The 14,197-nt window shown below is 59.2% G+C and carries 11 protein-coding genes and 1 pseudogene; 7 read left to right on the plus strand and 5 right to left on the minus strand.

Features of this window, described 5'->3' with window-relative positions; genetic code table 11:
• Nucleotides 1-211 (plus strand): hypothetical protein (locus tag ACFTR6_RS17965; RefSeq protein WP_377958864.1); only part of this gene is annotated, 211 nt, incomplete at its 5' end.
• 195 nt (nucleotides 212-406) lie between these two features.
• Here ACFTR6_RS17965 and ACFTR6_RS17970 read toward each other — a convergent pair.
• From ACFTR6_RS17970 to ACFTR6_RS17990, 5 genes are all read right to left on the minus strand, one after another.
• A complete protein-coding gene (locus ACFTR6_RS17970; protein WP_377958865.1) occupies nucleotides 407-1,351 on the minus strand; it encodes a DegT/DnrJ/EryC1/StrS family aminotransferase in 945 nt (314 codons plus the stop codon).
• Nucleotides 1,352-1,356: 5 nt separating this feature from the next.
• Nucleotides 1,357-2,031: a GNAT family N-acetyltransferase gene (locus ACFTR6_RS17975; protein WP_377958866.1), complete on the minus strand. Its 675-nt coding sequence runs from the start codon at nucleotides 2,029-2,031 to the stop codon at nucleotides 1,357-1,359.
• Nucleotides 2,032-2,123: 92 nt separating this feature from the next.
• Nucleotides 2,124-4,004 (minus strand): sugar transferase, encoded by a 1,881-nt coding sequence (locus ACFTR6_RS17980; protein WP_377958917.1) that lies wholly within the window; start codon nucleotides 4,002-4,004, stop codon nucleotides 2,124-2,126.
• An 8-nt stretch (nucleotides 4,005-4,012) separates the two neighbouring features.
• On the minus strand, nucleotides 4,013-5,224 hold the full coding sequence (locus ACFTR6_RS17985) for a GNAT family N-acetyltransferase (RefSeq protein WP_377958867.1): 1,212 nt from the start codon (nucleotides 5,222-5,224) through the stop codon (nucleotides 4,013-4,015).
• A gap of 446 nt (nucleotides 5,225-5,670) precedes the next feature.
• Nucleotides 5,671-6,135 carry an Lrp/AsnC family transcriptional regulator gene (locus ACFTR6_RS17990; protein WP_377958868.1) on the minus strand — a complete coding sequence of 155 codons (465 nt, stop codon included), beginning with the start codon at nucleotides 6,133-6,135 and terminating at the stop codon, nucleotides 5,671-5,673.
• A gap of 159 nt (nucleotides 6,136-6,294) precedes the next feature.
• On the opposite strand from ACFTR6_RS17990, the gene pdhA reads away from it, so the two are divergent.
• The 6 genes and pseudogenes from pdhA to ACFTR6_RS18020 all read left to right on the plus strand — a co-directional run bounded on the left by pdhA (nucleotide 6,295) and on the right by ACFTR6_RS18020 (nucleotide 13,785).
• Nucleotides 6,295-7,554 (plus strand): pyruvate dehydrogenase (acetyl-transferring) E1 component subunit alpha, encoded by a 1,260-nt coding sequence (gene pdhA, locus ACFTR6_RS17995; protein WP_377958869.1) that lies wholly within the window; start codon nucleotides 6,295-6,297, stop codon nucleotides 7,552-7,554.
• Nucleotides 7,551-8,663, plus strand: a complete 1,113-nt coding sequence (locus tag ACFTR6_RS18000) for an alpha-ketoacid dehydrogenase subunit beta (RefSeq protein ID WP_377958870.1) — start codon at nucleotides 7,551-7,553, stop codon at nucleotides 8,661-8,663. Before pdhA ends, ACFTR6_RS18000 begins: the two co-directional genes overlap by 4 nt.
• A 4-nt stretch (nucleotides 8,664-8,667) precedes the next feature.
• Nucleotides 8,668-10,179: a dihydrolipoamide acetyltransferase family protein gene (locus ACFTR6_RS18005; RefSeq protein WP_377958871.1), complete on the plus strand. Its 1,512-nt coding sequence runs from the start codon at nucleotides 8,668-8,670 to the stop codon at nucleotides 10,177-10,179.
• A 409-nt stretch (nucleotides 10,180-10,588) separates the two neighbouring features.
• A pseudogene (glmS, locus tag ACFTR6_RS18010) lies at nucleotides 10,589-12,482 on the plus strand (glutamine--fructose-6-phosphate transaminase (isomerizing)).
• 153 nt (nucleotides 12,483-12,635) lie between these two features.
• A complete protein-coding gene (locus ACFTR6_RS18015; RefSeq protein ID WP_377958872.1) occupies nucleotides 12,636-13,451 on the plus strand; it encodes an MBL fold metallo-hydrolase in 816 nt (271 codons plus the stop codon).
• A 106-nt stretch (nucleotides 13,452-13,557) separates the two neighbouring features.
• Complete coding sequence (locus ACFTR6_RS18020) at nucleotides 13,558-13,785, plus strand: hypothetical protein (RefSeq protein ID WP_377958921.1); 228 nt, start codon at nucleotides 13,558-13,560, stop codon at nucleotides 13,783-13,785.
• Nucleotides 13,786-14,197 lie beyond the last annotated feature (412 nt).

Genomic DNA, 14,197 nt, shown 5'->3' on the forward strand with positions numbered 1-14,197 from the left:
GCGAGAGAACGCCAGATCCCCAAAAGAATCTGATGCATCCCGTCCTGACATCTCCGGAGTGTTTTGGGAAGGACTAACTCAACTCATATCAGCGATCGTGTTTCCCGCTTGCAGTCTTTTAGGTCATTCGGACAGCACCATGCTGGCGACCGGCAATGTCATCATACAAACCGGCCGCCGCGATCAGCGACGATCAACATCAACAGGGTAAGACACAGAATCGACGCGACAACAGCACCGAAAGGCAGGTCGTCTTCGAGAGAGGACTGGGAGTAACTGACGGATCTCCCCCCGAGGATAATTGGGCGTCTACCACTCAACTCGCAGGCCTCCATCTGGACTACCCGCCTATTGGCGGTGAATCCACATCCTGTGCTAGCGAGGTGCCAAGGTTCCCCCGCTTGACCTAGACGCTGTTGAGATGGTGCCGAAACGAGGCGACCATTGCCGGAATAGAGGCTTCCGGGACATCCTGGTGGACCGGAAAATTGGTGATCTCACCAGACAGCTGGTTCAAGTACAGAAAGTCATCGCGCACGGGTTCGATCAGCGTGTGATAAAGACTCACCATGCCGAATCCGTCCCGATTCATGCCGTCGTAGACTCCATCGCGGTTTCCGCTCATGATGCGCACTGGCAAGCTTTGCGGAACATCATGATCCTCCAAGGCCGGCCAGAGCATCTCGAACCTCGAGCCGCACTCCGGCATGGCTGCGAGAAGGCGCGACAAGGCGATAAAGTTGCTACGACGCGCCTGACTAATTGCGGTCCAATCATAGCTCATCACTTGCTCAGCTAGGTCAGGCCTCGTGGAAGCCTGACTAACAATGAGTCGCCTATCCGCATATCGGATCATCCCTCCCTCGGACAAGGGAAACATTTTATGCAGAGAGAAAAGACTGACGTGTCCGAAATTACCCGCTGGTCCCTTTTCAAGTGATGAGAAAAACCCGTGAGCAAGATCCTCGACGAGAATAACATTGTGGCGGTCAGCCAAGGCGCGAACACTGGCAATGTTGGGGTCGGTGCGTCCAAAATAGTGAATGACCACAGCTACTCGGTATTGCCCTGACTCAAGCTGACGCTCGATGTCAGTAACGTCGGCGCTTAAATCAGGGTGGAGATTGTAAAAGCCCGACATAGCTTTCGAGTCTAAAACAGGATCGAATACCCCGCTTCCTTCCCGCTGAGACCAACCAATGAACGCTGGGAGAAGAACGCCCTCCTTCGGTGAGGTGAGCGTATTGGCTAGAAGATCGCGCATTCCTTGTCGCGCTGACTTATAAAAAAATGAAGGCTGAAGAAGAGTATTCGGTTGTGAAGCCGTCTTAGTGGCTATCATGGAGCTCATTAATTTTAGTTTCCGTTCAAATCAATTATTAGGCGCATGCGGTTGCTGACCGTGGCAATCTCATGCTTGCTTGTTACGGCAGGTACTTCAGAAACTGGAATTATCGCAAACGCCTCTTTCAGCTCTGGGAATGCGCTTCTCACGGCTGATAGCAATCCGTCATCGTCAAACGAAGCAGCTGATGGACATCGCAGGACCTCCTCGCCAATACGGCCCATGTTTAGGCGTTCAATGCCGCGCCGAACGTCAAGCTCGCAGAATCCGTGAGCTTCGAAAGCTGAAACTGCTGCCGGAAGCGATGCGATGCTGACAGCGCCATGCGGTTCGGGGATCGGTCTCGTTATCCAAGCGGAGGCGGACTGGGTCTCAAATCCGAGTTTTTCGTAGAGTGCCTTCGCCGCAGTATTGTCGTCGAAGACGTCCAACCCGAGATGAGTGACATGTGGGTTCTCCTCAAGGAATGAACTGATGAGTCCGGTAGCAATGCCCCGGCCGCGCGCCTCTTCAGCAACACAGATGTAGGACAGGAATGCACTATTGTCCTCATGCAGGCGGAAGTCTGCGAACCCCAGAATCTCGTGATTCCAGCTTTTCGCAAGAAGGACCTTGTCTGTATTGCAATTCGGATAATGGAACGGGACCGTGAGGAATCGTTCGATTCCATGCTGCGCGTAAATCATGTAGGGCCGGAGACGCCCTGGGAAAGATTCTCGTACTAATCGGACTACCTGGGGAATTTGACCGAGCCCCACCCGCTCCGAGAGTACTGGGATCATGAGGCTGCTCGTTCTTTCCGCTCATCATCCAAATTGCGCATTACAGACTCAGGATCCACAATTACTCCACTACGCTTGAAAACCCTTAACACTGTGAGTCCAATGATCTTCAGGTCCAAGAAAGTGGACAGGCGGTTTACGTACCAAACATCTAGAGCGAGGCGCTTGTCCCATGAAGTTGTGTTTCTCCCATTGACTTGAGCCCACCCAGTGATTCCAGGTTTGACGTTTAGCCGGGCCCTCTCTTCACGGGTGAAGTACGGAGTGTAGCGGGTCAGCAATGGTCGTGGTCCCACAAGCGACATGTCCCCTCGTAAGACGTTCCACAAGCCTGGCAGTTCATCTAGACTGCTGGACCTCAGCAGGCGTCCGAAGTCAGTTAACCGCGCGCCGTCGGGCAAGATTTGCCCCGATTCATCGACTCCGTCTGTCATCGTTCGGAACTTCAGCATCTCGAAGGGTTCTCCGTGCTTGCCCGGCCGAATTTGCTTGAACAGGACGGGCGAACCCAACTTCCTCTTTACCAGAAGGGCAACTATGCCCATGGGAATACCGGTCACGAGAAGGCCAGCCCCAGCGCCGATGACATCGATAATCCGCTTCCGAAGTTGAACGGCCGGCTTCTCTTGAGCTGCCATCTCCAGAATTTGAGCAAATTCTCGTGCACCTACCCCTAGGGACATCTTCTCGCGATAGTAGCGTTGCCCCGAGGCGCCCATCTCCTGCCGCTCGTGCTCAGATAGCCTCATGATTGCCCGAACGGCGTCGGCCAAATCCGATGGGTTCTCGGGCTCGAAGCAAATTCCAGCCTGGGCCTCTCGGACTATAGCTGCCGCGTCACCACGCACCCCCATGAGGATCGGCTTCCCGGCCATCAAATAGGCCTGGGTTTTAGAGGGGATCGTTATCTCGAAGAGCGCATCCTCTCGAAGATGAACGAGTAAAGCCTGTGAGCGGCTGAGCACTTGGCCGATTTCGGAAATGGGCATGCGGGGAACAAAGACTACGTTATTGAGACCCCTTTCAGCTGCAAGTCGCTTCAGGTTGTCGAGCTCCAGTCCACCGCCGACGAGTAGAAAGCGTAAGCCCTCTTCTGTCTTGAGTAGCTCGGCGGCCTCAAGGAGAGTTGTAAGAGCCTGAGCCTTTCCCATATTGCCAGCGAACGTCACTGTGAACTTGGGATCATCGCTCGGGCCTGGGGTGGCCCGGTGTTCCGTTACGTCGATTTGCTTCTCATCAGCCCAGTTAGGAACGACATGGACTTTTGCTGCAGGAATTGACCGGGCAACAATTGTATTCCTGAACCCTTCGGATAAAACGACCAAGCGACTGGCGCTCCGATAGACGCGATTCATCATTGTCCCAATAAGCCGGAGCACGCGTGGGTTACGAATCATTCCCGTTGCCGCCAAAGTATCAGGCCACAAATCCTGGACGTCGTACACGTAGGGAACACCCTTAGCCAATTTCAGGACAATTGCTGGGACTCCAACTGTCGCTGGAGGATGATAGACGTAGGCAACATCGGGACGCTGCATTAGAATCACCGCCACAGAGGCTGAAAACGCAAATGACAAGTAATTTAGAGCGCGGTCAAGGCCAGAACTGTTGTGGCTGGGATATAGCGGGACCCGCAAGACACTGATTCCGTCAATTAATTCTCGTTGAAACGGGCGAATCCGGTAGCCGTCATACAATTTACCGCCGGGGTAGTTCGGGAAGCCGGTAAGCACTCGTACGTCGTGTCCTTGCTTCGTCAACTCCTGCGCAAAGAGTAGTCCCTTAAATGTCGGCTCAGGGTCAAACCATTGGGTAATAAGTAGTATCCTGCGGCGGCGCTTCGGTAGGCCCACCTTTCGGTCGGAACGAGAAAACATCGACGTGATCAAATCGTCCTCCGATACTCAGGGAAGAATGCAGGTGCAGTAGGCAACTCGCCCTCAGTTGCGTCGGTTTGGGACCGTCTACTTAGCTCGTTATATACATCCGGCAGCAGTATTCTCTGGCCAGTGATGAAATCGACCGAGCCATCGGGGGCAAAAGATCGCTTATAGCGCTCAATGCCGTCACCAGGGCTGGCGCCGCCGCCGAGAACGAAGTGTTGCTTGCCTTGTGATTTTGCCCATCGGATGATTTCATACTTTAGATAGTCATTAGGGCGCAAGTCAAAGGCATCTTTATCTGTGCCGCCAAGGAACGAATAAGCTGAATCTTTCGAGACCAGGACCAGCTCACTCGAGATTATCTTGTCTTCGAAGAGAATATGGGCGTAAATAAAACTACCCGGGAGTTTGTTCTGAAGTGCCTCAAAGAATGGTCGTGAAAAGTAATATCCTTCATTGGCTCCGCGGCGATCCATTGTACTGTGATATATGTTCAAAAACTCAGTAAGGTGACTACCGGTCTCATCAATTAGAACTGACAGACCGTTGCGTCTCGCCTTCTTGACGTTCTTTCTGACTTTGGACTCAAAAGTCATGAACATCGATTCCTCGTCCAACTGAAGTGTGCGGACGATATTCTTAGACCTGCATACGGTTTCGCCTGGGTACGGCAAATACATGTCGGGGAAGAGTCCGAAGCGTATGAATTCGGTGACAACACCTCGAGTTCTTGCCCATGCATCAAACAGGGGCCAGAACTGCGCGGCGAGGTCTTCAATGCTCGGGGAGTTCCAAGCGAGAGGTCCGCCATATCCATATGGGGTCGTGATGTCTGTCAAGGACGTGCGCTCGAACACCGAGTCGGGAATGTCTCGGAGAATGAAGGAGTATAGAACTGATCCGCTTTTTCCATGGTATGCTGCGCAGAGTGCCCGATCAGCTTCGCCTTTAAATAGGTTGGCGTAGTCTGGGTGTGAGGCTACTTCTCGATGTGGCGATAGGTCCCAGAACTCCAGCCAAGCCTGGTAGTCCGCAGGATCGCTGGCATCCCAAACTACGAAATCGCTTTGCATGCTGAAACCTTCTGGTCGATTGAACGTGCTTTGTGTCAAAAGTACTGTGCCCCATTTACTACCGACAACATGGTGTTGGCTAAAACGGCAGTTCGGAAGATGCCGTTGTTCAGTGCCGACGTTGGATTGAGTCGCACACATTCTATATGGATATAGGCCGCTTGGTTGCCAGTCGTCATATTTCCAGCTTCTAGCTCCCAGCCTCGCGATGGTTGGGTGTCTCTGCACGGTGTTTTGAAGAGGCGACCGCTACGTGGCTTTCCCTGGTGGAATAGGTTCGGCTATCTGGCGCTTCCTCATTGTTAGCCGAGCAGAAGGGTGAGAGTCCCGCGATATTCATATGAATCGTATGGAATGGTGGCGGAAACGCCAATGCCTATTGTTCAAAGGCGATCCCCCATAAGCATGCCTGCAATCATACCCGTCTGGATGTTGCTGTGCGGTTTCAGTCTCCGTGGACGTGGTGCATAGACAGCAGTAAGACTTGGAGGTGAAGCCAAACAGGGCCCCGCCAAGGTCGGTAGGAGGCCGGTGGGTGACGTGCATTTGGGCCGGAACAAACGCACGAATCCATGTCCCCTTCCCCCTTATCGCGTATCCAGATCCTCAAAAACCAAAAACGTCTGCGTATCGACCACCCCGGGCATCGACTGCAACTGGTCAAAGATCACGCGCCGCAGGTGCACGTTATCCACGGCCCGCACCAGCAGGATGACGTCGAAGTCCCCGCCTACCAGGGCGATGTGGTGTACCTCTGGGATTGCCCGTAACTGTTCACGCAGTTCCCTCCATGAGTGCTGCTGCACCTTCAACGTCACGTAGGCGGAGGACTTCAGACCTGCCTTGATGGGGTCCACCAGTGCGGTGAACTTGGTCAGCACTCCCTGGCCTGTCAGCCGCGCTATGCGCGTGTAGGCGTGCGCCCTGGATATATGCACGTTCTCGGCCACCTGGGTGACGGACATCCGGCCGTCCCGAGTCAGTTCGGCGATGATGTTGCGGTCCACAGCGTCCAGCGGCACCGCCGTCTGTTCCTCGTCCGTCTCGGCCATTTGTCTACAACTCCCGCCAGTTATGCAGCTCACATTTGCAATTTGTCTCTCAGAATAGGTGAGCTCGGCGTACTTCTCCATGATTCGCGTTGGCACTGGATACGAAACATCGGCCCGGACCATACTGAAAGTGAATAGTGGCTACAGAAGGACGGACCAATGACGATCTCCGCAGACCACACTGCGCCGGGCAAGGCGGGACAGGGCCAGCCTGTACCGGAGCAGGCCGAGGACACGTATCTGGCCGGCGCCGCCGCCGAGGCCGTGCGCAAGTTCGGCATCACCGCCGAGGACTACATGCTGCCAGCCCGCCACCAGATCCAGATGGTGGACCAGGACGGCAACCTGAAGCACCATTCGGAGCAGGGCGCCGAGCCCGGCCATGAGTACCCGCTGCCCGGTGACGACGAACTCCTCGCCGCCTACGAACAGCTCGTTGTCGGCCGGCGGGTCAATGACCAGAACTCCGCGCTAGTCCGGCAGGGGCGAATGGCCGTCTATCCCTCCAGCCACGGACAGGAAGCGTGCCAGGTGGCCGCCGCCCTCTGTCTCGCGGAAGGTGACTGGATCTTCCCGACGTACCGGGACGCGGTCGCCGTCATGGCCCGCGGCGTCGATCCGATCGAAGCCATGACCATCTTCCGCGGCGACTGGCACGGGGGCTATGACCCCCTGAAACACAAGGTCGGGATCCAGTGCACGCCGCTCACCACGCAGCTGCTCCACGCCGTCGGCGTCGCACACGCGGCCAAGCTGCGCGGCGAGAACACAGTGGTCCTGGCGATGTGCGGTGACGGTGCCACAAGCGAAGGCGACTTCCACGAAGCCCTGAACTTCGCCGCCGTCTTCCACCTGCCGGTCATTTTCTTCGTGCAGAACAACCAGTACGCCATCTCCGTGCCCCTGGCCCATCAGTCCGTCGCGCCGTCGCTCGCCCACAAGGCCGTGGGCTACGGGATGGCCGGCGAACGCGTGGACGGCAACGACGTCGTCGCCCTCCTCGCCGTCCTGGACCGTGCGGTCAAGCTTGCCCGCGAAGGGTCGGGCCCGCTTCTGGTCGAAGCCCACACCTACCGCATGCAGGCCCACACCAACGCGGATGACGCCACCCGCTACCGCCAGGACAGCGAAGTTGCCCAATGGGTCGCCAGGGATCCGCTCACCCGGATGAGGAAGTACCTAACTGACAGAGGACTGCTGGACGACGGCGGAGAGGCCCGGATCACGGAGAAGGCGGAATCGGTTGCCGCGCAGCTCCGTGCCGGCCTCGGTGAAGACATGCCCATCGATCCGCAGGACCTGTTCAGGTACGTCTTCGCCAATCAGACGCCACAGCTCAAGGAGCAGTCTGAGCTCGTCGCCGACGAGCTCGCCCGCGACGCTGCCGGCGCCGGCTCCGAATCGGAGGCCACCAAATGAGCCCGACCATCACTACGTCCTCCGAGGCGAACGGCAACGTCAGCGCCGCCACCGCCCGTGCGGCCGCCTCGGCCGCGGCCAGTGCCGCAGCCGCCGGGCCGCAGCCAGTCACCATGGCCAAAGCGCTGAACACCGCCATGGCGCACGCGATGGTTGCCGACGACTCGGTCCTGGTCTTCGGCGAGGATGTCGGCAAACTCGGTGGCGTCTTCCGCATCACGGACGGCCTCATGGCCACCTTCGGCGAGCAGCGCTGCTTCGACACTCCTTTGGCGGAGTCCGGCATCGTCGGCATGGCGGTGGGGATGGCCATCAACGGCATGCGCCCAGTCGTCGAGATGCAGTTCGATGCCTTTGCCTACCCGGCTTTCGAGCAGATCGTCAGCCACGTGGCCAAGATGCACAACCGGACCAGGGGCCGCGTCAAGCTGCCCATGGTCATCCGGGTTCCCTACGCCGGCGGGATCGGGGGAGTGGAGCACCACTGCGACTCCTCCGAGTCCTACTACGCCCACACGGCCGGGCTCAAGGTCTACACGCCGGCCACCGTCGCGGACGCCTACCGCATGCTGCGGGAAGCGATCGATTCGAACGATCCCATCATGTTCATGGAACCCAAGAAGCTCTACTGGTCCAAGGACCTGGTGGACCTTGAGCTGCTCCGTGAGGAGTACGAAGGGAAGAACGACGGCGGCCGGGCCACCGAGGGCCGCGCCGCTGTGGCCCGTTCCGGCACCGACGCGACGCTCATTGCATACGGCCCATCCGTTCCGACGGCGCTGGCGGCAGCCGCCGCAGCCGCGGAGGAGGGGCGCTCGCTCGAAGTCATCGACATCCGTACCATCGTGCCGTTCGACGACGAGACGGTCTCGGCCAGCGTCCGAAAGACCGGGCGTGCAGTCGTCATTGCGGAGGCCCACGGCTTTGCCTCCGTATCCTCGGAGATCGTGGCTCGGGTCCAGGAACGGTGTTTCCACTACCTTGCAGCGCCGATCCGCCGCGTCACCGGCTTCGACGTCCCGTATCCCGCACCGAAACTCGAGCACTACTACCTGCCTGGCGTTGACCGCATACTCGACGCCGTTGACGACCTCCAGTGGGAAGACTGATCAGATGACCGAAACCAAAGTGTTCCTCCTGCCCGACCTCGGCGAAGGGCTGACGGAAGCCGAACTGCTGAACTGGCTCGTGGCCGTCGGTGACGAGATACGCGTGGACCAGCCCATCGCCGAGGTGGAAACCGCCAAGTCGGTAGTAGAGGTTCCGTCTCCATACGCCGGCACGGTGGCCGAGCTGCACGGCGAGCCGGGCCAGACCCTGGACGTCGGCAAGCCTCTGATCTCGGTGGCACCGTCGGTTGAAACGACGGAGCCTGTCAAGCCCAAATCCCGGCCGGTTGAACGGGTCGAAACCACCCCCGTCGATACCAAGGAAACCGCAGCCGCCGAAACCTACCGCACGGAAGAACGAGCAGGCTCCGGCAACGTCCTCATCGGCTACGGAACACCAGGCGGCACTGCAACCGTCCGCAGAAGCCGTGCCCGTCGGTCCACTTCGCCGGTCGAGCCTGTCGAGGCCCCAACAGCCGCAACCAAGGATGACGCCGATACGAAGCTCACTACCCCGGCCGACGACGCCCTTCTCCTGCGGACCCGCGTCCCAGGCAAGCTCGGTGCAGTGATCTCCCCGCTCGTCCGCCGGATGGCCAAGGAACATGGCGTGGACCTTGGGCACGTCCACGGGTCGGGGGAGAGCGGCCTCATCCTGCGGCGGGACGTGGAAGCCGCAATTGCCCGGCCGGAGGCTGTGCCTGACCACACCCGGCCGGTTGAGCCTGCCGAAACCCAGGCCCTCGAAACCGCACGGCTCGAAACGATCAACCACGCCACCGACTCTAGAACCGGCCTCGGAATCACCAATCGCACACCTGTCCGTGGTGTCCGTAAAGCAGTGGCGGCCAATATGGCCCGCAGCCGATCCGAAATTCCCGAGGCAACGGTCTGGGTGGATGTTGATGCGACCTCCCTGGTGCAACTTCGGGCGGGACTCAAGAAAACTGACCCGCACAACACGCCTGGCCTGCTCGCATTCATCGCTCGCTTCGTCACGGCAGGTCTGAAGAAGTACCCGGAGCTAAATACGCGCTTCGCAAGCACAGAGGATACATCCGGGGGCGAGTCCCAGGAGATCCTGTCATTCGACGGGGTCAACCTCGGATTTGCTGCACAGACCGAGCGCGGTCTGGTAGTTCCGTCTATCCACAATGCCGAGAAACTGACGGCCCGTGAACTGGACTCAGAGATAAAACGGCTCACCGCCGTCGCCCGAGATGGGAAGGCGACGCCTGCTGAATTGGGCAGCGGAACCTTCACCCTGAACAACTACGGCGTCTTCGGAGTGGACGGTTCAGCGGCGATCATCAACTATCCGGAGGTAGCGATACTAGGCGTCGGCAGGATCATCGATAAGCCATGGGTGGTCAACGGTGAACTCGCTGTTCGCAAGCTCACCGAGCTGACGCTCACGTTCGACCATCGTGTGTGTGATGGCGGAACGGCCGCAGGTTTCCTGCGCTACGTTGCGGATGCAATCGAGAACCCCGGCCTCGTGATTGTCGATTTCTAACCTTCCACGCCCATGCACGTTCCAGTCGCTACTGTGCCATAATGCCCGTGCTAATCCAGGTCCGGTTCAAGTAGCGGCATGACCATTGATCCCATGTGAATGATTCTTGCTGCTCTGCGAGATAAGTAAATCCCATGAAAGTATCATTGCCTCAGGAGCAGGCGATGGTCCACTGGACTATCCCCATCCATTTTGTTGGGTATGCATTACCTGCCAAGCGCAGTTGCGCGTGGGAGTGAGGCGGGAATTGTGGCAGTGCGTTTTGAACGTAGCATTCGAAGTCGCAGTGTCTTATACCGACAAATGAGATGCCGCATGAATTTGCTCTTTCTTCACGAATAAGGACCACCTATGGCTCTAATCGTGAAGAAATCAGGCAAATGGAATACGGCCCTGTAGTGTGAGGCCCATGTGTGGAATCGTGGGTTATGTTGGCCGTACGTCGGGCCGGGCTGATGCCGGGCACGGCGCGTTGGATGTTGTTCTTGAGGGTCTGCGCCGTCTGGAGTACCGGGGTTACGACTCGGCCGGTGTTGCAGTGGTGGCTGACGGGGAGATTTCCTCGCGGAAGAAGTCCGGGAAGCTGAGCAACCTGCTGGCCGAGCTGGAGGAGCGGCCGCTGCCGGAGTCTTTGACCGGTATCGGGCACACGCGGTGGGCCACGCATGGTGGTCCGACGGATCAGAACGCGCACCCGCATCTGTCGGATGGCGGGAAGCTTGCGGTGATCCATAACGGCATTATTGAAAACTTTGCTGAGCTGAAGCAGGAGCTGCTGGCCAAGGGTGTGGTCTTCGCGTCGGAGACGGACACCGAGGTGGCCGCGGCGCTGCTGGGTGATATTTTCCGGAACAAGCTGGGCGGGGACGTCTCCGACGGCGGCCTGACCCGGGCGATGGAGCTGGCGTGCCAGCGGCTTGAGGGTGCGTTCACGCTCCTGGCCGTGCACGCCGACCAGCCCGACGTGGTGGTGGCCGCGCGGCGGAACTCGCCGCTGGTGGTGGGTCTGGGCGAGGGTGAGAACTTCCTGGGTTCGGATGTGTCCGGGTTCATTGACTACACCCGCCGTGCGGTGGAGCTGGGCCAGGACCAGATCGTGACGATCACCGCTGACACGGTGGAGATCACCGACTTTTACGGCGCCCCGGCGGAGGGCAAGGAATACCACGTGGACTGGGACCCGGCCTCTGCGGAGAAGGGCGGCTTCGCGTCGTTCATGGAGAAGGAAATCCATGACCAGCCCGACGCGGTGGCGCAGACCCTTTTGGGCAGGTCGGACGCGAACGGGAAGCTGACCCTGGATGAGCTGCGCATTGACCCGCAGCTGTTGAAGAAGGTCGACAAGATCATCGTGCTGGCCTGCGGCACGGCCGCGTACGCGGGCCTGGTGGCCAAATACGCGATCGAGAACTGGTGCCGGATCCCCACCGAGGTGGAGCTCGCGCACGAGTTCCGGTACCGGGACCCGATCGTGGACGAGAACACCCTGGTGGTGTCCATCAGCCAGTCCGGTGAAACCATGGACACGCTGATGGCGGTCCGGTACGCCCGCGAGCAGGGCGCCAAGACGGTGTCGATCTGCAACACCAACGGTTCGACCATTCCGCGCGAATCCGACGCCGTGCTGTACACGCACGCCGGGCCGGAGATCGCAGTGGCCTCCACGAAGGCGTTCCTGGCGCAGATCACCGCGGCGTACCTGCTGGGCCTGTACCTGGCGCAGGCTGCGCGGGAACATCTTCTCCGGGCAGATCAAGGATGTGCTGGCTGACCTGGGCAAGATCCCGGCGAAGATCCAGAAGATCCTGGACTCGGCCGAGGACCTGCGGGAGCTGGCACGGAGCATGAAGGACGAGAAGTCCGTGCTGTTCCTGGGCCGGCACGTGGGCTACCCGGTGGCGTTGGAGGGTGCGCTGAAGCTGAAGGAAATCGCGTACATCCACGCCGAGGGTTTCGCCGCCGGTGAGCTCAAGCACGGCCCGATCGCTTTGATCGAGGAGGGCCAGCCGGTGTTCGTGGTGGTCCCGTCCCCGCGCGGCCGGGACTCGCTGCACTCCAAGGTGGTCTCCAACATCCAGGAGATCCGCGCCCGCGGTGCCCGCACCATGGTGATCGCCGAGGAAGGCGACGACGCGGTCCGTGACTACGCCGAACACGTCTTCTACGTCCCGGAAACCCCGACCCTGCTGATGCCGCTGCTGACCACCGTGCCGCTGCAGATCTTCGCCTGTGAACTTGCCGCCGGCAAGGGCTACGACGTGGACCAGCCGCGCAACCTGGCCAAGAGCGTCACAGTAGAGTAAGCCGCAAACAGTGCTGACGTGGTGTGGAGTACCGGTAACAGCGACTTCCTTTCGGTCGCGTTGCCGATCTCTTGTTCCCTGCTTATGTACAGCATCATGAGTAGAATCTAGGCCTGACCAACGGAAAAGCTCCCGGAATGTTACGGAGAAGAAATGTCACGATGGCTCGACGTCGGCCCGGATAACTATGTCCTTGTAACTGAAGGTTCCAAGCTCAACAGTGGATTGATTGTGGGAACGGAACGGGCCATGGTGATAGACACGGGTTGCGGGCCGCGTCAAGGCAGGGAAATCCTGAATGCCGTCCGTGAGAAGACGCCTCTGCCCTTGGTTGTCGTGAACACCCACGCCCACTACGACCATTTCTTCGGTAATGCAATCTTTGCCGACGCCGGCGTCGATGAATTCTGGGCACATGAGAACTGCGCCGAGGAGATCGGTGAAAACGGCGACGCACAGCGCAGCGAGGTCATGGATGCCGAGCCGGAAATGGCCGCCGCCGACGGTGGGAACGTGGAGATCGTTGTCCCCAACGCCATCGTCCGCGACCAGCCCGTCCTTGTGGACCTCGGCGGGCAGAGCGTCACGCTGTTTTATCTGGGCCGCGGTCACACAGACGGTGACCTCCTTGTAGGAACCACCACCACTCTCTTCGCCGGCGACCTTGTGGAACAGGGCTCCCATCCCTCGTTCGAGGACTCGTACCCGGAAGAGTGGGCTGACGCCTTACGGCACCTGTCGGCTCTCCGCCACCGCTACGAGTTCCTGATCCCCGGGCACGGCGAACCCTGCAGCGACCGCTTCGTCAAAACCATGGCGAACACCATGACAACGGCTGTCCGGCAGGCCCGGCAGTCCATCCGCGACACCCCTGCAGACGCCACAAAGGCCATCCCGGTGCTGCCGTACGGCCCAGAGCAGTCGCGCTGGTTCATCAAGCGGCTACAGGAGACCCGCCCGCAGCGGTGAATCGAGTGCCCTCCGAGCTCCGGGTATCCGACGGTGCTAGATACAGGTGACGGTGCTAAATACAGGTATTGACTGCGCTGGACGATGGCCACCCTAGGTTGAGGTCATGAGAACTGGGATCAATGCAGCCATCCGCCGCTCCGTCGAGCTGCACATCGTGGCCGATGACCCTTTCCCCGGGCAGTCATGGCTTGACCAGCTGGACATGCCGCGCGGCAGGCGCCCGTCAGGGCAACTGATGAGCGGCCGTCAGTTGCGCCTGCTCGCCTACGTTGGTCTCGCCGCTCTATCCAAGACAACGGACGTGTTGGTGATGCTGGCCATCCGCGCTTAGGCCCTGCGGGAGCAACATAATTGAATATTTCCGACTGAGACCGTTTAAGGGTGTGTCCGATTGGACAGCGCCCTTAATTACTAAGTACGCTGGCAATCGATCCAAACGTTCGGGGATCCATTTCCAGCTTCTTTGCCGTGACATAGCGCTGTCGCCCTGTCAACGTCGAAGGTGTTGCCGCTACCGGAGGTCTCACCGTGGCTTTCACCGATTTTGTTCTTGCCCTATCCGGCCTCTTGGGGACGCTACTTCTTCCGTTCGCCGCAATGTATTGGCTGCTGCTCAAGAAACGCCGAGCCGCTGCCTCTGCCCTTGCGCGGGTGGTTCCAGCCCCACACCTGTCCATGGACTGGTGAAGTAGGCGTGCCATACGTTGACATCAACCCGCACCGCAGCCGCCCCAGGTGGTGGG

Source organism: Arthrobacter sp. NPDC057009, from assembly GCF_042673905.1.
Lineage (GTDB): Bacteria > Actinomycetota > Actinomycetes > Actinomycetales > Micrococcaceae > Arthrobacter.

What these genes read in the sequence shown, in the direction of transcription:
- ACFTR6_RS18020 (WP_377958921.1), top strand. Translation starts at nt 13,558, where the DNA reads ATGAGAACTGGGATCAATGCAGCCATCCGCCGCTCCGTCGAGCTGCAC.
- pdhA (WP_377958869.1), top strand. Translation starts at nt 6,295, where the DNA reads ATGACGATCTCCGCAGACCACACTGCGCCGGGCAAGGCGGGACAGGGC.
- ACFTR6_RS17975 (WP_377958866.1), bottom strand. Translation starts at nt 2,031, where the DNA reads ATGATTTACGCGCAGCATGGAATCGAACGATTCCTCACGGTCCCGTTC.
- ACFTR6_RS17980 (WP_377958917.1), bottom strand. Translation starts at nt 4,004, where the DNA reads ATGTTTTCTCGTTCCGACCGAAAGGTGGGCCTACCGAAGCGCCGCCGC.
- ACFTR6_RS17970 (WP_377958865.1), bottom strand. Translation starts at nt 1,351, where the DNA reads ATGAGCTCCATGATAGCCACTAAGACGGCTTCACAACCGAATACTCTT.
- ACFTR6_RS18000 (WP_377958870.1), top strand. Translation starts at nt 7,551, where the DNA reads ATGAGCCCGACCATCACTACGTCCTCCGAGGCGAACGGCAACGTCAGC.
- ACFTR6_RS18005 (WP_377958871.1), top strand. Translation starts at nt 8,668, where the DNA reads ATGACCGAAACCAAAGTGTTCCTCCTGCCCGACCTCGGCGAAGGGCTG.
- ACFTR6_RS17990 (WP_377958868.1), bottom strand. Translation starts at nt 6,135, where the DNA reads ATGGCCGAGACGGACGAGGAACAGACGGCGGTGCCGCTGGACGCTGTG.
- ACFTR6_RS17985 (WP_377958867.1), bottom strand. Translation starts at nt 5,224, where the DNA reads ATGTGTGCGACTCAATCCAACGTCGGCACTGAACAACGGCATCTTCCG.
- ACFTR6_RS18015 (WP_377958872.1), top strand. Translation starts at nt 12,636, where the DNA reads ATGTCACGATGGCTCGACGTCGGCCCGGATAACTATGTCCTTGTAACT.